The 19,325-nt window shown below is 71.6% G+C and carries 26 protein-coding genes; 17 read left to right on the plus strand and 9 right to left on the minus strand.

The features are described from left to right. Positions 1 to 11: 11 nt before the first annotated feature. From AC5K6T_RS20555 to AC5K6T_RS20615, 13 genes are all read left to right on the plus strand, one after another. The gene (locus tag AC5K6T_RS20555; RefSeq protein ID WP_493211086.1) at positions 12 to 719 is read left to right on the plus strand and encodes a hypothetical protein; all 708 of its coding nucleotides are present in this window, start codon (positions 12 to 14) and stop codon (positions 717 to 719) included. A 29-nt stretch (positions 720 to 748) separates the two neighbouring features. Further along, entirely contained in the window at positions 749 to 1,189 is a 441-nt protein-coding gene (locus AC5K6T_RS20560; RefSeq protein WP_493211088.1) for a hypothetical protein, read from the plus strand. Between the two features lie 77 nt (positions 1,190 to 1,266). Further along, positions 1,267 to 3,060, plus strand: coding sequence for a type IV secretory system conjugative DNA transfer family protein (locus AC5K6T_RS20565; protein ID WP_493211090.1), 1,794 nt, complete (start codon positions 1,267 to 1,269; stop codon positions 3,058 to 3,060). A 99-nt stretch (positions 3,061 to 3,159) separates the two neighbouring features. After that, entirely contained in the window at positions 3,160 to 3,396 is a 237-nt protein-coding gene (locus tag AC5K6T_RS20570) for a hypothetical protein (protein ID WP_493211092.1), read from the plus strand. Continuing rightward, positions 3,393 to 4,571 carry a DnaB-like helicase N-terminal domain-containing protein gene (locus AC5K6T_RS20575; RefSeq protein ID WP_493211094.1) on the plus strand — a complete coding sequence of 393 codons (1,179 nt, stop codon included), beginning with the start codon at positions 3,393 to 3,395 and terminating at the stop codon, positions 4,569 to 4,571. Before AC5K6T_RS20570 ends, AC5K6T_RS20575 begins: the two co-directional genes overlap by 4 nt. Next, positions 4,568 to 5,170, plus strand: a complete 603-nt coding sequence (locus AC5K6T_RS20580; protein ID WP_493211096.1) for a hypothetical protein — start codon at positions 4,568 to 4,570, stop codon at positions 5,168 to 5,170. Before AC5K6T_RS20575 ends, AC5K6T_RS20580 begins: the two co-directional genes overlap by 4 nt. Further along, on the plus strand, positions 5,160 to 5,450 hold the full coding sequence (locus tag AC5K6T_RS20585; RefSeq protein WP_493211098.1) for a DNA cytosine methyltransferase: 291 nt from the start codon (positions 5,160 to 5,162) through the stop codon (positions 5,448 to 5,450). The genes AC5K6T_RS20580 and AC5K6T_RS20585 overlap by 11 nt, the downstream gene beginning before the upstream one ends. Next, on the plus strand, positions 5,443 to 6,363 hold the full coding sequence (locus tag AC5K6T_RS20590; RefSeq protein WP_493212148.1) for a DNA cytosine methyltransferase: 921 nt from the start codon (positions 5,443 to 5,445) through the stop codon (positions 6,361 to 6,363). The genes AC5K6T_RS20585 and AC5K6T_RS20590 overlap by 8 nt, the downstream gene beginning before the upstream one ends. 94 nt (positions 6,364 to 6,457) lie before the next feature. Then, on the plus strand, positions 6,458 to 7,063 hold the full coding sequence (locus AC5K6T_RS20595; RefSeq protein ID WP_493211100.1) for a DUF4913 domain-containing protein: 606 nt from the start codon (positions 6,458 to 6,460) through the stop codon (positions 7,061 to 7,063). Position 7,064: 1 nt separating this feature from the next. After that, a complete protein-coding gene (locus AC5K6T_RS20600; protein ID WP_493211102.1) occupies positions 7,065 to 7,874 on the plus strand; it encodes a hypothetical protein in 810 nt (269 codons plus the stop codon). Then, positions 7,871 to 8,344, plus strand: coding sequence for a hypothetical protein (locus AC5K6T_RS20605; protein WP_493211104.1), 474 nt, complete (start codon positions 7,871 to 7,873; stop codon positions 8,342 to 8,344). Before AC5K6T_RS20600 ends, AC5K6T_RS20605 begins: the two co-directional genes overlap by 4 nt. A 41-nt stretch (positions 8,345 to 8,385) precedes the next feature. Continuing rightward, positions 8,386 to 9,243 (plus strand): SPDY domain-containing protein, encoded by an 858-nt coding sequence (locus tag AC5K6T_RS20610; protein ID WP_493211106.1) that lies wholly within the window; start codon positions 8,386 to 8,388, stop codon positions 9,241 to 9,243. 30 nt (positions 9,244 to 9,273) lie between these two features. Beyond that, the gene (locus tag AC5K6T_RS20615; RefSeq protein WP_493211108.1) at positions 9,274 to 10,149 is read left to right on the plus strand and encodes an SPDY domain-containing protein; all 876 of its coding nucleotides are present in this window, start codon (positions 9,274 to 9,276) and stop codon (positions 10,147 to 10,149) included. A gap of 178 nt (positions 10,150 to 10,327) precedes the next feature. On the opposite strand, the gene AC5K6T_RS20620 is transcribed toward AC5K6T_RS20615, so the two are convergent. Beyond that, a complete protein-coding gene (locus AC5K6T_RS20620; RefSeq protein ID WP_493211110.1) occupies positions 10,328 to 10,504 on the minus strand; it encodes a hypothetical protein in 177 nt (58 codons plus the stop codon). Between the two features lie 208 nt (positions 10,505 to 10,712). On the opposite strand from AC5K6T_RS20620, the gene AC5K6T_RS20625 reads away from it, so the two are divergent. The 4 genes from AC5K6T_RS20625 to AC5K6T_RS20640 all read left to right on the plus strand — a co-directional run bounded on the left by AC5K6T_RS20625 (position 10,713) and on the right by AC5K6T_RS20640 (position 12,683). Continuing rightward, positions 10,713 to 11,087, plus strand: a complete 375-nt coding sequence (locus AC5K6T_RS20625; RefSeq protein ID WP_493211112.1) for an SPDY domain-containing protein — start codon at positions 10,713 to 10,715, stop codon at positions 11,085 to 11,087. A 41-nt stretch (positions 11,088 to 11,128) separates the two neighbouring features. Continuing rightward, positions 11,129 to 11,353, plus strand: coding sequence for a hypothetical protein (locus AC5K6T_RS20630; protein WP_493211114.1), 225 nt, complete (start codon positions 11,129 to 11,131; stop codon positions 11,351 to 11,353). A gap of 236 nt (positions 11,354 to 11,589) precedes the next feature. Beyond that, positions 11,590 to 11,772, plus strand: a complete 183-nt coding sequence (locus AC5K6T_RS20635; protein ID WP_493211116.1) for a hypothetical protein — start codon at positions 11,590 to 11,592, stop codon at positions 11,770 to 11,772. 191 nt (positions 11,773 to 11,963) lie between these two features. After that, positions 11,964 to 12,683, plus strand: coding sequence for a hypothetical protein (locus AC5K6T_RS20640; RefSeq protein ID WP_493211118.1), 720 nt, complete (start codon positions 11,964 to 11,966; stop codon positions 12,681 to 12,683). A gap of 94 nt (positions 12,684 to 12,777) precedes the next feature. On the opposite strand, the gene AC5K6T_RS20645 is transcribed toward AC5K6T_RS20640, so the two are convergent. The 8 genes from AC5K6T_RS20645 to AC5K6T_RS20680 form a co-directional block, all read right to left on the minus strand. Next, positions 12,778 to 13,176, minus strand: coding sequence for a hypothetical protein (locus tag AC5K6T_RS20645; protein WP_493211120.1), 399 nt, complete (start codon positions 13,174 to 13,176; stop codon positions 12,778 to 12,780). A gap of 77 nt (positions 13,177 to 13,253) precedes the next feature. After that, positions 13,254 to 14,999 carry a relaxase/mobilization nuclease domain-containing protein gene (locus tag AC5K6T_RS20650; protein ID WP_493211122.1) on the minus strand — a complete coding sequence of 582 codons (1,746 nt, stop codon included), beginning with the start codon at positions 14,997 to 14,999 and terminating at the stop codon, positions 13,254 to 13,256. 4 nt (positions 15,000 to 15,003) lie between these two features. Continuing rightward, on the minus strand, positions 15,004 to 15,366 hold the full coding sequence (locus tag AC5K6T_RS20655) for a plasmid mobilization protein (RefSeq protein ID WP_241518649.1): 363 nt from the start codon (positions 15,364 to 15,366) through the stop codon (positions 15,004 to 15,006). A gap of 257 nt (positions 15,367 to 15,623) precedes the next feature. Next, positions 15,624 to 15,848, minus strand: a complete 225-nt coding sequence (locus AC5K6T_RS20660) for a hypothetical protein (RefSeq protein WP_493211124.1) — start codon at positions 15,846 to 15,848, stop codon at positions 15,624 to 15,626. Positions 15,849 to 15,952: 104 nt separating this feature from the next. Beyond that, on the minus strand, positions 15,953 to 16,981 hold the full coding sequence (locus tag AC5K6T_RS20665; protein WP_493211126.1) for a DUF2637 domain-containing protein: 1,029 nt from the start codon (positions 16,979 to 16,981) through the stop codon (positions 15,953 to 15,955). Next, positions 16,978 to 17,571, minus strand: a complete 594-nt coding sequence (locus tag AC5K6T_RS20670; protein ID WP_493211128.1) for a WhiB family transcriptional regulator — start codon at positions 17,569 to 17,571, stop codon at positions 16,978 to 16,980. The genes AC5K6T_RS20665 and AC5K6T_RS20670 overlap by 4 nt, the downstream gene beginning before the upstream one ends. Before the next feature lie 97 nt (positions 17,572 to 17,668). Beyond that, positions 17,669 to 18,382 carry an ATP-binding protein gene (locus tag AC5K6T_RS20675; RefSeq protein WP_493211130.1) on the minus strand — a complete coding sequence of 238 codons (714 nt, stop codon included), beginning with the start codon at positions 18,380 to 18,382 and terminating at the stop codon, positions 17,669 to 17,671. Then, positions 18,382 to 19,323 carry a hypothetical protein gene (locus AC5K6T_RS20680; RefSeq protein WP_493211132.1) on the minus strand — a complete coding sequence of 314 codons (942 nt, stop codon included), beginning with the start codon at positions 19,321 to 19,323 and terminating at the stop codon, positions 18,382 to 18,384. The genes AC5K6T_RS20675 and AC5K6T_RS20680 overlap by 1 nt, the downstream gene beginning before the upstream one ends. Positions 19,324 to 19,325 lie beyond the last annotated feature (2 nt).

The raw sequence follows: 19,325 nt of genomic DNA on the forward strand, positions 1-19,325 counted from the left end.
GACCCCCTGCGATGCCCACCCCGCCCGACGTCGTCATCACACGCCATCCGACCGGCAATGTCACCGCCGAAGGCGGAGACGAACTCGCCACCACACTCCTCAAGCGCGCGGGCTTCGTCATCGAGACGACGCCCCGGTCCTTCTGGTATCGCCTGCCCTGGGACATGGGCGAAGCCCGCGAGAACCAGATGGCTAGCCACGCGGCCCGCATGCTCACCGCCGTCGGCTACCGCGTCGACCTCGGTCCCGATCTGCACGTGGGCCCCCTCACCACGCCCTCCGACCCCCAGGGCAAACACGTCCACGGCCACCAGGTCCTGCGGCTGACCGACGAACTCAACGGCGCGGAGACGTACGAGACTGCGGCCGACCTCACCGAGCACGTCCTGGACCCCCACGATGGTGTGCTCGTCCGCCTCAGCGAGTTCTTCGAAGCCGCCGCCGAACAGGCCAAGGCATCCGAGACCGACGCCGGTTGGGATCTGTCCTACGACTTCGCTGAAGCCGCAGCGACGCTCACCGACCTCGGCGAAGACCTGCACGACGCCGCCGACCAACTGCGGGCACTCAATCGGCCGGCGAAGCCGAGCTGGCAGGCGCGAGTCGCCAACTACTACGCGACCGCCCCGGCCACCCAGCGCGCGGGAACGTCCGCCATCACGCCCGAGGCGTCCGCTGCCGCTCCACCGCCCGCGTCCAGGCCGAACCGAACGCGCTGACCAATCCGCCTCATCAGAAAGGCCGTTGCGTGTCCTTCCTGCACGAAGAGTACGGAACCGACGTCGAGATTTACCGCAAGCCGTTCAGCAACGAGGTGATCGCCGACTGCGGCGACCCGCGCGCCCACGAGGTGCTTGTCGCGTGCGGCTTCGTGAAGAAGACCGTCCCGCCGCACTACGTCTGGCACCAGCTCCCCGAGGGACTGTCCGAGGAGGAACAAGCGCGGCGCGCCACGCGTGCCGCGTGCCTCCTGCGTGCCCGGGGCTTCGACGCGAACGTCGCGGAGGACCTGGTCTCCGTGGAAGCCGTCACCGCCGTACGGGACGAGATCCGGCGGCAGCGGATCAGTGGGGCGGCCACGTCGTCCTCTCCGACCGTCGGCCCGGGCGCGGCACCGGCGCGCCCGGACACCACGGCCCCGGCCGCGCCGCCCGCGGCTTCCTCCACCTCCGCCCACCGCAGCCGTTAGGAGCCCCTCGTGATCACCAGAAGAACCCGCCGACCCCAGCCCATCGCCCCTCTCGCACCACGTAACGGGACCGCGCTTTGTCTCCTGCACGCACCAGCACACCCTCGACCACCACCGGCACCGACTTCCTGCTGTACCTGATGCTGTCCGTCGCCGGCCTCGGCACGGGGGCCGGGACGCTGGCCTGGTTGTTCGGCAACAGCGCCAACACCCTCACCAGCTCCGGCCCCTGGGCTCCGTACGAACCCACCGACGCGCTGCTCCACCCCCACGAGGTCTGGCCGCACCTTCCACAGCCGGTCCTCGTCGGCGCCTGCTACGTCCTGCCCGCACTCGTCCTCCTGGCCGCCGCGCTGCTCGGCGCGAAGGTGTGGCTGCGGTTGCGCCGCAACCCCAAGGGGCTGGCCGACCAGCGTGACCTGGCCGACCTGATGCCCAAGAAGATCGCGGCCAAGGCGATCGACCTCCGTCCAAGCCTCAAGGGCACCAAGCCCAAGGACGTCGACCCCGACGACCGCGGCGTCCTGCTCGGCACGCTCACGCCCGGCGCGCGCGAGGTCCGCTCCTCGTGGGAGGACGTGATCCTGGCGATCATGGCACCCCGGTCCGGAAAGACCTCCGGCCTGGCGATCCCGGCAATCCTGCGCGCGCCCGGACCGGTGCTGCTGACCTCCAACAAGGCGGCCCGCGACGCCTACACCGCCACGCTCGCGGCCCGCGCCGAAGTCGGCACGGTATGGACGCTCGATCCGCAGCAGATCGCCCACGCGCCACAGACGATGTGGTGGGACATCCTCGCCGACGCCCGCGATCTCGCCGGAGCCCGCCGTCTGGCCGGCCACTTCGTGACCGCCTCCGTGGACGAATCGAACGCGGGCGACTTCTGGTCCACCGCCGCCGCGAACACGCTCACCGCGCTGTTCCTCGCCGCCGCCCGCGACCGGCGGCCGATCACCGACGTCCTGGCCTGGCTCGCCTCACCGGCCGACCGCTCGCCCATCGACCTGCTCCAGGACGCCGGACTCGACGCGGTCGCCGCCCAGCTCCAGGGCACCGTGGCCGGCGCCGTCGAGACGCGCGACGGCATCTTCGAAACCGCGCGGCAGTACGCGAGCTGCCTGCTCGACCCGGCCATCGCCGCCTGGGTCACGCCGCCCAGCGGCCTCGGCAAGATCCGCGAGTTCAAGCCGGAGGCGTTCGCCACCAGCAAGGACACCCTGTTCCTGCTGTCGAAGGACGGCGGCGGCTCCGCCTCGGCGATCATCGCCGCCGCTGCCGACGCGGTGATGCGCGCGGCCGTCATCCAGGCCGAGCGCGACGGCGGGCGGCTCGACGCCCCGCTGCTCGCGATCCTCGACGAGGCCGCCAACGTGTGCAAGATCGCCGACTTGCCGGACCTGTACTCGCACCTCGGCTCCCGGGGTGTCATCCCGATCACGATCCTGCAGTCCTACCGCCAGGGCGTCCGGGTCTGGGGCGAGGCCGGGATGGACGCCCTGTGGTCCGCCGCGACGATCAAGCTCGTCGGCTCGGGCATCGACGACGCCGACTTCGCGGACAAGCTCAGCCGCCTGGTGGGCGACCACGACGTCCGTACGGTCTCGGTGTCCACCAGCGAGTCGGGCAAGTCCACCTCGGTCTCCATGCGTCAGGAGCGCGTGCTGCCGGCGGACGCGATCCGCGCCCTGCGCAAGGGTTCCGCGCTGCTGCTGGCCACCGGCATCCGCCCCGCGCTCCTCTACCTCAAGCCCTGGTACCAGGAGCCGGACGCCGACCGGCTCGGCGCCGCGTCCGCCACGGCGACCGCGGCGATCACCGAGCGCGCGCTGGCCAAGAGCCTGCGCCGAGACGACTTCGGTCCGGCCGCATGACCGCGGTGCTGCCAGGTGCCCGGCTGGCGAGACGCAACGGTGCACGCCCCCAACCGTCGCGTCCCTGGGCCTTCGCCCCCATCTCCTTGAGGTACTCCCATGTCCCACCCCGCCCCGTCCTGGGCTTCGATCCGCCGGTCCGAGCGCCTCGCCGGCACACCCGTCGTACGGCGCGGGGCCGACTGGTGGCTCGTGTCTCCGTCCGGCTCCCTGCTCGCCTCGGACCCCGCCTTCACGGGTGAACTGGACCGCTTCGCCGCCGATCTGGCGGCGGCCGACCACGCGGTCGCTGAGATCCGCGCCCAGGGCAAGCCTGCGCGGAAGGCGCGATCGTGACTCCGCTCGTCCACGCCGAGCAGGCCGTGCTGGGCGCGATCTTCCTGGAGCCCTGCCAACTCGACAGGCTCTCGCCCTGGCTGCGCCCGGAACACTTCTCCCGTCCCGTGCACACGGCGATCTACGCCGCGATGCTCCAGCTCAAGGCCGACGGTCACCCGGCAGCAGCCACAACGGCCGGCTTCCCCGTCCCGCTGGCCTGGGTGACCGACACGCTGCGGGAGGCGAGCACGCGGACCCGCGGGCTCACCGCCTCGTATCTGCACTCCCTCGCGTCGACGTGCCCGCGCCCGGACCACGCCCCGGTGTACGGGCGGATGGTCCTGGAGGGGGCCATCCATCGCAGCGTGGCCCAGCACGCCGCCCGCCTCCACCAGGCCGCGCTCGCCGACGGCCGGGGCGGCACGGTGGAGGAGACGCTGCACCATGCCCAGGTCCTGACCGACGTACTCGCCGACCTGGCGCACGGCTGGGGCACCGAGGCACGTCCCGTGCAGCCGCCCGCCCCGTACGCACCCCAGGCCGAGCGCCCGCAGCCGGTGGGCGAGCAGGTCCTCGCCGACGAGGCGTTCCTCCTCGGCTGCCTCGCCGCCCGCCCCGAGCAGCTGCTCGGCCTGGTGCGGTGGCTCCGCCCCGGCGACTTCGCCGACCCGGGCCATCAGCAGCTCTACCGCGCGCTGGGGTCCCTGCACCATCGCGGCGAACCCATCGACCAGCTGACCGTGCTGTGGGAGACCCAGCGTCGCGGCACCCTCGCAGACGGGACGCTCGACACCGAGCGTGTGATGCGGATCTGCGATCCGCTCGTGGGTGGGTCCGCCGAGCACTTCGGCGAGCAGGTCGTCCACGCCTCCCTCGTCCGCACGGCCGCCCTCGCGGCCCGGCAGATCGGCGCCCTGGCCAACCGCGACGCGCTCGCGCCCGGGCAGCTCATCGGCTACGCCCTGCACGCGCTCGGCCCGCTGGACGACGTGCGCCGCCGACTGCGCCTCGCGCGCGAAGCCGAACCCGAGCAGCGGCGGCCGGCAAGCCGTCCCGGTGCGCCGCCTCCTGCCGCCCGTATCGACGCCGCCCGTGCTCGCAGCCGCCTCGCGGATGCGGCGGCCCCCGCGGCGCCGGTCGCGGCCTCCTGCGCCGCGCTTCCCTCCCGCCACAACCTTCGGAGTCCGTCATGACCGACCACACCGGCCGCGCCGGCCTGGAGAAGGACGAACTGTACGCAGTGGCACGAGAGTTCGAGGAGGCCCGCCACGAGATTGTCGGGTCGTACACAACGAGCTCCCTGCCTGACCTCGTCACCGCGTCCCACCACCTCGCCGCGCTGACGGGGCTGGTGAAGGAGCTGTCCGACGAGGTCCTCTTCCGCGCCAGCGACAACGACCCGGGACTCGACTTCGGCCCGGTCATCGCCGCGTACACCAGCGCGTCCGCCCCGGCGGGACGGGCCGTGACCAACTACACCGAAGCCTTCGAGCAGCTCGGATTCCTACGCAGGTACGCGGAGGCCCCAGCGACGGCGGACCTTCATGACGCCCGCCGGGCCGCTTTCAACGTCGCGCAGGACCGGCTGGACCTCACCGTGGACTCGCTGCAAGAAGCCTTCGTCACTCTGCGGCACGCTGCCGACCGGATCGATGGCACGCCGCCTCGTATCCTCGCCGCGCTGAGCCGCTCAGCACGCCCAGCGCACTCGATCTACCGCCTACCGGCCAAGCTGCCCGCGACCGAGCCGATCCGTCTCGCCTACATGCCGGTGTCCCGCCGTGTGCGCTGACTTTCCGGTGGCGCCGCACCAGCCGTCGATCGGGAGCCTGTGCTCCGGGTACGGCGGCCTGGATCTCGGCGTGCAGGCCGTCCTCGGCGGCACGGTCGCCTGGCACGCCGAGGTCGATCCGGGCCCGGCCCGGATCCTGTCCCGGCACTGGCCGACCGTGCCGAACCTCGGCGACATCACGGCCGTGAACTGGGCCGAAGTCCCGGAGGTGTGCGTCCTGACGGCCGGGTTCCCCTGTCAAAGACGTCTCGGTCGCCGGCCGTCGCGCCGGACTGGCTGATGGCACCCGGTCCGGCCTGTGGTTGCACATCGTCCGTGCCATCGAAGCCCTCAACCCGTGCCTGGTGGTCATCGAGAATGTCCGAGGACTCCTCACCTCCCCCGCCGGTTCCCCTGGCGACGTGGAACCCTGCCCGTGGTGTCTGGGAGACACCGCAGGCCAGCCTGCTGTGCGCGCACTCGGTGCCGTACTCGGCTCCTTGGCCGACCTCGGGTTCGATGCGCGCTGGTGCGTGCTTCGCGCCTCTGATGTCGGAGCTCCGCACCGTCGCGAGCGGATCTTCCTCGTCGCCTGGCCCGCCCGGCGGACCGCATCTGTTGAAGACGCCGACGAGCAACCTGGCGACGAACGGCGGCAGTCAGCACCCGACAAAGAGGAAACAGGGCGGGCACGGTCCGAATCTGGCGGACGAGGTGGAGTGGTTGTTGCCGACGCCGAAGGCGTCGGACGGCACCAAGGGGTCACCCAACCAGCGTCACGGGAACGGGGACCTGACGCTGCCCTCGGCGGCGGCCCGATTGCTGCCGACCCCACGGGCGAGCGACACCGGCACTCCCGGACGCCGACCGGGCGCGGGCTTCCGGCCCCCGCTCTCGGCAGTGGTGCTTCCCTTGTTCGCCCCTCACCCGTCGACGGACAGGGAACGTGGGGACCATACGCCGCCGCCATCGCCCGATGGGAGTTGGCAACGCGCCCGGCACCCCGGCCCACCGACGAGGCGGGGCGCCTCAGCCCGCCGTTCGTGGAGTGGATGCAAGGGCTTGAACCAGGCTGGGTGACGGCCACTCCGGGACTGGGACGCCCCGCCCAACTGGCCGCTCTGGGCAACGGAGTCGTGCCGCAACAGGCATCTCGCGCGCTGGAGATCCTCGCTCCGCCGGTCCCGCTCTGTGGCCGTCACGGCTCCCGGTGAAGGGCGGCTTCTACACCGGATTTCCGGCCGGGCCAAACCCGGATTTCTCCGGATCCTCGCCACCCCAACCACCCGATCTTGCGGAGGGGTAGCGATGGCTGAACCCGCTCAGGAGAGCGCGCCGATACGCGTGCCGGACCACGACCTGGACGACCTGGTCTCCACGGTCGCCAGGCTGGTCGCGGAGAGCCGTAAACAGGGCGAGACGCTCGCACGGCTCACCGACGACGTCCCGCCTTCGGACGACGAGGGCGGCGGAGCCGAGCACGGTGGCGGAGAGGGCTCGGTCGCCGCGTCGGCGGCGGCCGAGCCGGGCAGCTCGCAGGAGGGCCCGGCGTCCATCTTCATCCTGGCGCTCGATGGCAAGGCGTACGTCGAGGAGCTCGCGGCGCTGACGAGCTGGGTGCACGACCTGCTCCTGCCGGTCTATGGGCGGGAGATCACCACCGGCCGCCCGTGGTGCCAGCAGTGGCAGGAGCATCCCGAGGCCGTCGCCCGGCTGCACGCCCTGTGGCTCGCCTGGCAGCAGCTCACCGACGTCGAGGCCGGCCTCACCGGCCCCTCGACGTGGCACCGCGACCACCTCGACCCGACTCTGCTCCAACTCCGCACGCCCGACGGCCCGTTCGGCGCGTGCACCACCAGCCCGACCCGCCCCAACCACCGGCTCCTGGCCTCGCCCGAGCCTGCGGGAGCCTGACGTGACCGACACATACGAAACCCAGGCGCCGGACTACCGGATCGACGGCTTCGAAGCAGCCACCGAGCGAATCGAGGAGGACTTCTCCTCGGTCACGCTCTCGGACGACATGTTCGTCCCCCTCGCCGAGCACCACAGCGCCGACGGACATGACAGCTACCTGCTGTTCTACGACCGGGCGGCCATCTGGGACGCGCCCGGCACGGCGGAGTACGTCGCGCTCCACCTCACCCGTGACGTCGAGCAGCGAACGTTCGCCTTCGACTACGAGCGTGTTCCCGTCGTGCCGCTCGCGCAGAACTGGCTCACCCGCCGGGGCTGTCCGCCGGAGGCCGCCGTGCCGACCAGCAACCATGGGCCACGCCCGGCAGACGCGCTCACCTCGCGGCTGGAGGACCTACTCCGGAGCAACCCCGGCGGCCGGTACGAGGTGATCGACCACCACACCGACAACCCGGGCTCCTTCGACTTCGGCAGCGAGGTGCGCACTCTCGTCCACGACAGCCACCCGGCCTCCGCGCACGCCCCCTACCGCCTCTTCCTCGAGGAGACGGCCAAGGACTTCCGCTCCTACACGGTGCGCGAAGGGGCCTTCACCAGCGTCGAGGCAGCGGACGCCTGGGCCATGGACCGCGACGCTCCCCTCCCGATGGGCCCGGCCCCGGCCCTGGAGAGCGTCCACAGGGCCCTGGCCGCCCGCACTCGCTCGCTGCTCGCCGGAACCGACGGCCTCGCGGTCCCCCCGGCGCCTGTCACGGCTCCACGACCGGCGTTTCTTTCCGTACCGCGCTCCGGCCGGGGTGCGCGGTGAGCCGGGCGCGGTACGCCTTCGCGGCCCACCCCGAGGCCCTGGCCGACCTGCGCTCGGTCCCGGATCGAATCCGCGACCTGGCCCTGCTGGAGCTGCAGCACCTGGTCCACGGGAACGAACGTGGTGCGGCGCTGACCCGCGAGCTCGCGGGCTGCCACAAGATCTACGTCGATCCGGAGACCCGCTGGCGCATGGTCATCCGGTACCGCGACGCGCCGGCGTCCTCGCAGCACCGCCGGGAGATCTACCTCCTGGCCGTCGGGGAGCGCCAGGACCAGGCCGCGTACCGCACTGCGGCTCACCGACTGGACCGCGAACGCGAGGCATCCGCCGGGACAGCGCCGCTTCACGGCCGCCGTGCCCAGGCGGCACGGTCCCGGTCCCCGCGCGGGAGCGCAGCTCCGGAACACGCCGGTTCGCCGACCCCCGCCGCCCCCACCGCTCCGCCGCGAGCGCGCCGCCGGCCATGACGCCCAGCTCCTCATCCGACACAGCCCGGAGGCACTTCCCCATGCCACCACTCGACCTCGGCGATCTCGCCCCGAATACCGAGGTTCTCGTCGCGCCAGTCCACCTCGCGGGCCCCGGAACGAGGGAGGCCGTCTTCAGCATCCTCGACAACGCCGCCGGGTGGACGAAGGCCGTCGCCTTCGGCACGGACGCGTACTACGCCAGCCCGTGCCAGCGAGTCCGTATCGCCAACCCCGTCGAGAGCCAATACGGCGGCTGGACGATCACCTACGCCGAGGACCCACTCGGCGTTCCGGACTGGATCACCACCTTCGACCGCAGCACGCCCCAGGAGATCGTCGCTGCCTTCACCGAAACGCTCGTCGACGGCCTGCCCAACCACTTCCGGGACTACCTCGGCGGCGGCAGGCACCACACCGGCCTCGGCCCCGAGGACGTACTGCTTCGCAGCGACTGGGAGCCAGTGCACGGAAGTCGGCCGTACTGGATCGTCTCGCCGGACAACCGCACGGCCCTGCGCACGCGCAGCGGATGGCTCGACGAGCACACCGAGCTGCTAACGCCGGAGAAGTCCATGTGGCGCCTGTCCGGCGGCATCGACCCCGTCCACGCGCCGAGTTGGCGGGCCTTCTTCAGTGGCAGCACCCCACAGCACCTGCGTACCGCTGCCGCCGCAGCTCTCACCAGCCCCAACGCCGTGCCGCGTTTCGCCGACGAGGTACCCGAGCGCCACCGCGACCTGGTGCACGTACGCCTCGCCAAGCCGACAGCTCGCCCTCGGGCCCAGGCGGCCCTGGCCCGCCGGCCGTACGCCGCCCATGCGCCCGCCCCCGAGGCGGAGGCCGCAATCCCGTCGGCACCACTCGCCACCCACGGTCGTTCCCGCCGTCAGCGCTGACGGCCGCAGCCCATACCCGGAGATTCCCGCATGCCCGCACGCACGCTCGATGGCGACGTCTACGTGGCCCCGCTGTACCTCGCCGGCTCCACCACCATCGGCGACCCGGCGATGCAACCACTCCTCGACCACGGCTTCACGCTGCAGAGCGACGAGCTGGCGAACGTCTACGTCTCCTCCCCCGATCAGCATGTCCGGCTCGGTTTCCTGCCCGAGGGCCCGGACAACACCTTGTGGAAGGTCGCAGCCCACCACGACCCGTTCGGGCCGCCCGACTGGCTGGCCACCTTCGACTCCAACACGCCGACGGAGTTGGTGACCGCCTTCACCTCCGCCATCGCCACCAGCTACGCCGAGGATCCGGACACCGTCTGGACCGGCCCTCGTCGCCCGGCGGAGGAAGGCTTTCGGCCCCTGGAAGGTGCTGGCTGGAAACGGGGGAGCTGGCGGCTCACCACCCTCTTCACCGCGCCCGACGGACTCGCCGGCCTCACCTACAGGGGCGGGATCCTGGATCGACACGCCGAACTCCGTGGCGACCAGGACCGCTGGCTGCTCTGGGGCGGCCAGGACGGGTACAGCTCACGCTGGTATGCCACGTTCACCTCTGCCGTCCCCGTCGATCTGATCGCGGCGACCACCGCCCGCCTGGCCGACCTCAGCCCTGTGCTTCGCTACGAGGTCGAAATCCCGCAGCGCAACCGCAGCACCGCCCGGACACGCCCCGTGCCTCCCCCGGTTCCAACTCCGCTGGACGTCAGGCGTGCCACAGCCGCGCGCGCCCGCTCACACGGAGGTCACCTCGTCCGCCGCACACCGGCGGCATCCGCAACCCCGGGCAGCCTCAGTGCCGTCCCGCCGGCCCGGCCCGCCCACCAACGGCGGGCCGCGGCGGCGCGCTCGTGAACGCCAGCCCGCGCCGACGGCCTCTCACGCTCACTGGCACCGTCGGCCACGACGCGAGTGGAGGTCGCTCGCGACCGCTCAACCGCAGCGGTCGCGGGCGTCCCTACGGGTGCCGGACACCGGCCGGGCAGCAGCTCCCTGCACCACCAGCCCGGCAGTTCCACGAGCCGCCGTTAGCTCACGCCGGCCCTGCGACGCTCCAGGTGAGTTCGCCCCCGCCAGCGCCGACCGCCTCCGCCAGCGCCTCGACGGTCAGATTGATCCGTCTGCCGTCCGCCATGCGGGATCGACCCACGGACGCCGCTACCGCGTCATCCACGGTCTCGTCGTACGTACCCATCTCCTGATTCAGCACGCCGCTCTGCCCGCCTTCCATCGGTCGCCCCGGAAACAGCTCCCGGGGCGACCGATCCATTCCCCCGAGTGATCACCTGCGGGCGCCGCCGCAGCCAGTTCGCCCACGGCAGACTCCCATCCCCGGGAAGGACTGGAGACCTGCTCCTGGAGCATGTCAACGTACGACCGCTTCGAAAAACCGCAGGTCAACGAAGGGTTTGTTAATCGTGACGCTTTCTGTCATCGCCCCGTCCCATGTCCCCGCCGCACCTCGTCACCCGGCACTCGGCGACCGCGAGTGGCTGCTCGACTGTCACTGTGCGGGCCCAGTCATCGACCTCCTCAAAGGCCAGGGGTGGGACGTCATCCCCGACCTCTCCGCCAACGTCCACTGCTCCAGCCCCGACCAGCGTGTGTACGTCGGGTTCCTTCCCGAGACCGAGGAGGCCACGCGCGGGGAGTTGTGGCACATCCAGGTCAAAGGAGCCGACGGCCGGGTGGCATGGAGCCAGACTTTCGGGTCGAGTGTCCCGGCCCAGGCCGTGGCCGGATTCCTCGCGGCACTCATCGCCTTCCCCAGCCGCTGCTGCGCCTGCGTCTGACCTACGCCGACCGCCCCGCTTCACCAACCAAGGAGTCTCTCTTGCCTCGCGAGATCACCGTTCGCCAACTGATCCACCAGCTCCAGGCAGTCGACCCGGATCTCCCCGCGTACCTCGCTGTCAACCCGGACTGGCCCCAGGCCCACCGTATCGGTCGCGTCATCGAGATCAGCGGCCCGGACGGCGCTGTCTACCTTGCCGAGAACGGCCAGGAGGGCGTGCTGCCACCTGAGGTCCGCACTCAGCTCGACTGGGCCGACGTGTGAACCGCCGGTCACGCTCGCAGTTCGCGGCGGGCGCGAAGGAGCCTCTGCGCCCGCCCTTGTCCCTTGGCGATGTCGCCCAACGCCCGATGCCTCGAGGCGTACGTGGTGCCCTCGTCCGCTCCGTGCCCCGCTGCGCCACCGAGCCGGTTCCCACGACCTGGGTGTCCGCACAAGACCGAGCTCCCCTTCGTCCGGGCTCCGTTCTGCTGCTCTGGGAATCCGCCCCTTCAGGCGGGATGAACGTCACCGCCCACCTTGGCCTGGCCTCGGCGGACGTCACCCTCGCCACCTGGCCGAACCTCCACGGAGACTGGACCCCGGTCGTCCACCCCACGCTGCTGGAGACCATCAGCCTGCACGCCGCGCTGTCCGTGGCCATCGACGCGCTGCACCTCGCCAACCATCTTGCCGGCGTCTGACACCACAACGCGCATCCAACACTGAGGGGCTGCCCCAACCAGGGCAGCCCCTCGATGCATGTGGTGCCGCAAGACCCGAGGCACAGCCAGCAGGTCAGGACTGCTCCGCGCCCAGGGCTGATGAGGATCAGCGACTTTGACTCTGACCGGAGTTCCGCGAATCCACCGTAACCACCCACTATGGTTGTTTCGTGATTCGACGTGGTTCAGGTGGAGATGAGCACGAGGACACAGAAGTCCAGAAGCCCTCGCCCAAGGGCGAAGACGTACAGGCGCATGCCGGGGTGGCGGAGGCGTCGGCAATGGCTGAGTCGGCTTCCATCCAGACGGTGACCCATCTTTGGCTGATCTGGGCAAGCGTCGCTCTTGATCAGGCACGTACGGCGCGTCGTGCCCGTGATGCGGCGCTTCGGGCGAGCGGCACCGCGGAGGTGTCTCACTGGATGCGTCAGGAATTCGACGCATCATTGGTCGCGGTAGCGGCTTCAGCCCACGCCCTCGATGCCCTCTACGGATCCACGGCCGTACCCCAGTCCCTACGTGACGAGTGGGCTGGCAGACGCACTCGGCGACACGGGAAGATCCGCGAGGCGTTGAAGATCTTCTTCGAGACCGGCCCCGTGCAAACCCGATGGGTCACCGAATTCGAATGGCTATTCAGCCTCCGGGATGCCGCAGCCCACGCGGAGGAGAGCCCGCGGCAAACGGCGCCTCACCCTTTGGGCACAAATACCGCCCCGCAGTTCGTCGACTATTCCATGGAGTCGGCAGCCCGAGCCGTTAACCTCATGCTCGCGGTCCTACGGCGGTGTGCGGACAACCCCCGGTCCTCTCAACCGACCGCCATGCGGTGGGCCGCAGCCCACGAGCCGGACATCGCCGAACTGGAAAGCCGCTGGACACAGGCATAGAGCGCCGCTCCCATGACCTCGGCCACGCTTGCCTCCACGAGCGGGCCTCGGACCGCCTCGTCAAGCCAGCGGCGGATGCCTCCGGCACGGGCTCCTACTCGCCCCTCGGCTCCAACAGATAGGTACCGGCGAGCGTGCCGTCGTATCCCACGGCCTGGGCTGCGGCCTCCAGGCTCGGGTAGTCCTGGCCGCCGATGTCGATCACCGCCTCGTAGTCCGCGCGCGTCAGCTCGGACTCGACCCACTGGTGCGCGCACCGGCATCGGATGCTGATCTGGCTGCGGTCGCAGATGACCATCCAGTCGCGCCGGGCTCCGCAGTTCGGGCACATCACCAGGATGCCGCCGACGCGGATCTCCTCGGGGTGGGTGGTGGCGCGGAGACGGATGATGCCGTCGCCGAGCCGCGTCTCCTTCTGGAGTCTCAGCAAGGGGTCGTCGGGTGCCGTTTCCGGCAGCACGGTTCTCCGGGTCCGGAGGTCTTCGCTGAGCATCGGCATCGTCTCCTCGTCCTGTTGTTGACCAGCCATAACACCGCTGGCCGTGGGCGTCCAACCCTTTGAGGTGCTGGTCAGCGCCGGGGTCCCGACCTGCGGGAGCTGTTCGTGTCGTTGCGAACCGTGGGCTCGGCTGCCTGCGGTTTCGAGGCTCGGGGCGGCGTCGGTGTCCGCTGGTGCGCTCGTGTGCGGGACAGGTCCGCTGTGGCGGGCAGCTTCCCGATGCGCCGCAGGCGCCAGACGAGAACGTCGGTAGCGCTGTCGGCGGTCTCCAACTCGCGGGACTCGATCGCCTGCTGGAGCAGGGCGTCGGGGTCGTGTCCCGCCCGTTCGGCTTGGGCGAGGGTAGCGGCGAGCGCGTCCCAGCCGGGCTCACGCAGGATGTGGCTGGCCTGCCCAGGCAGTGCGGCTTCCACGGTGTGGGCGTAGCGATCGCGTACAGGGGTGGGGAGTCGGCGGCCTTGCTCGCGCATCTCCTTCATGGGGGTGGCGGCTGCGGACCGGTAGGCGGCCCGCAGGTGCTGCGCGGCTTGTCGTGCGGCAGCGGCCTGCTGGGCGTGGCCGCGAGCGGAGTGCCAGTGGATGGCGGCGATCGTGACGAGGACCATCGTGGACAGGAGCATCGCGGTGGCGCCGCCGTCTTCGCCCTTGCCGAGGGCGTTGCCGGCCCGGACGATGCCGCGCGCGGCGGAGCGGAGGGCGCGGTGGTCGGCGTGCTCGGCGCGGGTGTGGGAGCGGGTGGCGCGTTCGAAGGCGCGGGCGGCCTCGGCGAGTTCCTTGCGGGTAGAGGCTGGGGCGGTCTGGGCGACGGCGTCGAGGAGTTCGCCGATGCCGACGAGCTGGGCGGCGCCTGCCGCGTCGTCGTCCCCGGTGAGCACTGTGACGGCCTGTTCGGCGACGCGGGTGGCGTCGCGACGCGCGCTTGCCGGACGCCCAGAGCGTGGGGCGGGTCCCGTCGTCGACGTCGGCTCGTCCTCGGGCGGTCCGGCGGCGAGGCGTTGGCGGATCTTGGGGAGGGAGAGGTCGGGGGCGAGGCGGGAGCCGGGGAACCAGATGGGTTCGCCGTCACGGTTGCGGTCGCCGGGGAGGGCGACCTTGTATCCGAGGACGTCGCCGGAGGGCGCGAGGCGCTTGTCGAGTCGGAGGCCGGCTTCGGTGAGGCGGCGGAAGAACTCGTCCTCGTCGGCGGCGCCGGCCAGCGCCTGGCGGACGTGCTCACGCAGCGTCTCGCGGGGCGGCTCAGCTCGGCCGGTGCGCTCCGCCTTGGCGCGTTCGGCGCTGGTGGGGCGCTGGGCGGCGGTGCGGTCTCCTTCGTTGAGGATCTGCAGGCCCCACTCCTTTTCGATACTGCGGCACTCGGCCTGAGCACGGATGCCGTCCTGGTGGCGGCGCGGGCTTCGTCCGTCTTCGCGCTTGAGGGTGGCGACGATGTGGATGTGGTCGTCGGCATGGCGGACGGCGATCCAGCGGCACGCCTTGTCGTCGCCTTCCTCGGCGATGCCGGTGGCGTGGACGATGCGGCGGGCGACTTCGGCCCATTCGGCGTCGGTGAGGTGCCGGTCACCGGGGGCGGTGCGGACCGGGCAGTGCCAGACGTGCTGGGCAGGGCGGCGGTCCTTCGGTAGGGCGAGGACGGGGAGGTCGAGCCGGTCCGTGAGCTGCTTGAGGGTGGCGGTCGGGTCGCGACCGGGGTCGGGTGCGAGTTCCGGCATCCAGGCTGCGACGAGGTGCGGGTCGGTGTGTTCGTCCCGGCGGCCAAGGCCGTAGAGATAGGCGAGGAGTCCGTACGTGCGGCTGCCGGTGGAGATGTCCGGGACCACGGTGTCAGCGCCTCGCCATCTCGATGGCGGCTGCCTCGATGCGGGCGGCGGCGCGCAGGACTCGGGCGACGGCGTCGTCGGCGTACTCGGCATGTCCGCCGGAGTTGAGGACGCGGGCCACCTGGTTGAGGTTGTTGCCGGCGCGGGCGAGCTGGGCGCTGGCGGACATCAGTTCCTCGACGCGTCCGCGCTGGTCCAACAGCCATGCCTTGGGACCGCCTTGGGCCTGGGCGACCGCGACCGCGGCGTCGGCGAGGAACCCGGCGGTCTTCAGGCCGACCGTTTCGGCGGCGCGCTTGACGGTGTCGAGTTCGTCGCGGGTCAGGCGGACGCTGCGGACTTGGTCGCGGTGGACGCTCTGGCGCATGCGGGGGCGCGTACGCGGCGTGGAACGCGCGGCTTCTTGTCCCTCCGGCTGCGATCCGCCCTCGGTCGCAGCCCCAGAGTCCGGCACCCCCTGGTGCCGGGCCTCCGCCGCCCTTTCGGGGGCGGGGGCAAGCCCTTCCGAAACTCCTCCGCCGCCCGTGGCTGCGGAGGAGTTTCGGAAGGTACAGCTTGCTCGGGCTCGTGCCGGGCAGTAGCCCTCGCCCAGGTCAGCGGGGGCGGAGGGCCGATCGGTGGGCGTCATCGGAGCAGTCCGGAGGGGTCGCGACGTACGTCGCGCAGGACTTCGGCGACGAAGTCGAGTGCGAGGACGGGGTGGTGGAGGGTGCGGGGTGTGCTCGTGGGTGTGCGCTGGACGGTCCAGGTTCCGTCGGGGCCGGGTTCGGCGTGATGGAGGTGTCCGTACCGGCTGAGCACGGTGATCCAGGCGTCGGCTTCGGCTCGGGTGGCCGTGGTGGTGCGCATGGTGGCGGCTCCAGTACGTGTGTGGAGTGGGAGGGAGTCGTGCGCTCGGCGGGTGCGCCGGTCCGGATGTCCGGGGTGGGGCACCCGCCGAGCGGGCTGTCCGGTCAGCCGGTCCGGGTGTCCGGAGCCTTGTCCGCTTCCTTGCGGAGGTGCTGCATCAGGACGGTGAGCCGGTCGTTGCCGAGGCCGTGTCCGTGACCGCGGATGGCGTCCGCGACGACCTTCCGGGTCAGGTCGCCGGCCTCGGTGACCGCCGGGCGGGCGATCGCGAGAAGCTGCTCGTCGGTGACCGGGGCCGACTTGCGGGCGCCGTCGTCCGGACGGGCGGTGGGCCCGGCCTCCGGGGCCGCGCCCGAAGCGGCGTCCGAACGCTTGGCCGGATCGACGGGGTGGGTGACCGGGCGGGGTCTGGGAGCGGGGTGTCCGCCCTGGTCAGCGTCGCGGCCACCGTGCTGGGGCTCCGGTTCGACCGGCTTCTCCCGCGTTCCGGACACGGTGTGCGGGGTGTGGGTCTCCGAGGTGTCCGGCTGCTGGGTGACCGCCGGGCGGTCGGTGTCCGGGCCGGGCAACGCGGCGGGGTGACCGGAGGTGACCGGGGTTGGGCCTCGTCCGCCCCAGCCGAAGTGGGTGTCCGGGCGGTGACCGGTGACCCGCTCCGTCCGGCCGCCGGAGGTCTCCGGGTGTCCGGACGGGTCGACCTCGGTGGCCCGCCGGGCGATCAGGATGTACAGGTGGACGGCTCCGGCCAGGGCGAGCGGGGCCAGCGTGGACAAGACTCCGACGGTGAGGTCACCGAGCCGAAGGCCCGCCCCACCGTGCTGCTGGTTGAGCCGTACGGCGTGCAGGGCGTTGGCCCAGATACTGGCGGCGGTCGCGGTGCCGAACAGGGTCCACACGTAGCAGCGGGCGGCGAGTGGAGCCGTACGCAGGACCAGGAGGGCACGCACTCCGTAGGCGATGAATCCGTCGATGACCAGGGGGAAGAGGTAGGTCAGGAGCCCTCGGACGTGGATCGCGGTGGCCATCTGCTGGAGGGCGTCGTACGAGAGGGCACATCCCGCGCCGCCGAGGGCGACGACGGCGGCCCGGTCCCAGGCGTTGATCCGCGCCGGTACGGGCGCGATGTGGCTCACGCCGCCGTCCCGAGGTCGTCGCGGGCCGGGAGTTTGGCGGCGGGATTCTTCAGGACCTGGGGGGCGTTGTCGGGTTTCTTCGCTGCCTCGTTCGCCTTCTTCTGCTGGTCGACGGCGCGGTTGCGGATCTCGCGGCGGGTGCGGCGGTAGAGCTTCCCGGCGTGTGCCTCGGTGACCTTGAGCATCCGGGCGAGCTGCTCGGCGGGGATGTCGGCCTGGTAGGCGGCGCGGACGACTGCCTTGCGCTCGGCCTTGGTGAGGTGGATGTCGCGGCCGGCCAGGGCTTCGTTGACGCGGGAGTAGCTGAGGCGGCCCCCCAACTTGCTGTGCAGGGCCTCTCGCTCCTCTTCGGTCATGCCGCCCCGGATGCCGTCGCGGTCGCCGTTCTCGAGGGCGGCGTCGAGGCAGGTGCTGCGGACCGGGCACTGCGCGCACAGGGCCTTGGCGGCGGCTATGCGGTCGACCTCGTCGGGCTCGGGGAAGAAGAGCTCGGGGTCGACCTGGTGGTGCGGGGTCGAGCGGCAGGCGGCTTGGTCGCGCCAGGTGTGGTCGCCGAGGGTGCGGGGCTGCGGGGTCTTGGTGTGGTGCATGGGGATGTCTCCGTGTCCCCCAGGGCGCGTTCGTGCAGGAGCGACCTGGGGGTTGGTGCGGGAAGGGACCGGACGGTGTCGGTCGCCGTGGGCAGGGTCAGGCGCGGGCGGCGGCGATGTGGCGTCGCTCGGCCGCGAGGGCTCGTCTGCGGTCGGGGCCGTCGAGGATGACCCGGTCGGTCATCTCGGTGAGCCGTGAGGCGACGCGGTCGCCGATGTGGGCACGCAGGTCGGCCATGCCGAGGTTGGTGGTGATCAGGGTCGGGAGCATCGCGTTGTAGCGGCGGTTGATGAGCCGCATCGTGATCTCCTCGGTCCACTCGCTGTTCTTCGCGGCGCCGAGGTCGTCGATGATCAGCAGCGGGCAGCGGGCCAGGTCCAGCAGCTCCCGCTCACCGTCGTGTCCCGGGCGGGGTCGCAGCTCGGCGTACAGGTCGGCGGCCGTGATCGCCTTCCAGCGCAGCCGGACCCCGGCGATCAGGAGCGAGCGGACCGCTCCGTACGCCTGGTACGTCTTGCCGGTCCCGGTGGTGCCGACGATCAGCAGCGAGCGTCCCTCGGCGAGTCCCGGGGCGCCCTCGGGTCCGGGGCGTCCCCGCTCGGCCACCTCGCGGACCCAGCCGGCGACGGCCGGGTGGTCGGCGACGGCGGCTCGGTAGCGGGCCGGGATACGGGCCTGTGCCGCCTGGAGGGCGGGGAGGGGTTCGGCCGGGTCCGTGAGCTTGGTGCTCGGGTCGATGCCCCGGGAGGTGAGGATGCCGGCCAGGCGGCGGGCGATGCCTCCGACGGGCTGGGCGTCGTAGTCGCGCATCACAGCTCCTCGGCGTAGGCGGCGGCAGGGTCGGCGGGATTGGCCCAGGCCCGGTGACCCGGCACGCTAGGCCGGGATTCCGGCCGGACCAAACCGGCCCGGGTGGCGTTCATGGCCTCGTGGACGAGGCTCGGCAGCGTGCTGGGGTGCAGGCCCTTGGCGCGGTGGAGCGCCAGGCCGGCGCGGATGTGGCCGGGCTCGATGCCCTCCGCGAGGAGCTTGGCCGTCTCGCGGCCGAGGTGACCGAGGACGCCGCTGGGCGGGCGGTGTACGCAGGCGGCGGTGTACTCGGCGATGAGCTGCTGGGCCGAGGTGGTCTCCGGTGCGGGGGCGCTCGCGCCCCCCGAAGGGGAAGAAGTTCCTAGATCCAGGTTCCTAGGTCCAAGATCCAGGGCGTGAGGGCTCACCGCAGGCTCAGCGCTCCCTCCGTGAGTATTCAGTGAGGACTCACTGAATACCTCGCGACCTGCGGTTTCGTGCGCTCCGGAGGATTCGGCGGGGATTCGTGCGTCCTCAGTGAGTCCTCCGTGAGTCTTCACCGAGGACTCCGGGACGTCTCCGTGGACCTGCGACACGTCCGGCTTCGGCTTCCCGGCGCCGTGCTTCGAGCACTCGGGGAGCCGGCTGCGGCTCGCGCGGTTGATCTTCTGGTGCCGGTACCAGGTGACGATGTGGAGGTACCGCTTGCCTTCGTCGTCCTCGTAGCGGCAGATCAGGTTGGCGGCGGCGAGCTGGATCAGGTCGTCCTCGACGTCGACCGGCGTGCGCCCGCCGCGAACGGCCCACAGCTCTCCGCAGAGCGCGGCGGGCTGGTCCCGGACGCGGCCATGGTCGTCGGCCCGGCTGATCAGGCCGAAGAAGGTCCGCTCGGCGTAGACGCTCACCTGCGCCAGGGACTCGGACGTGAAGGCTTCGGGCTTGAAGGTTCGGATCCGCGCCACGG

The sequence above is a fragment of the Streptomyces sp. B8-7 genome (genome assembly GCF_058833805.1).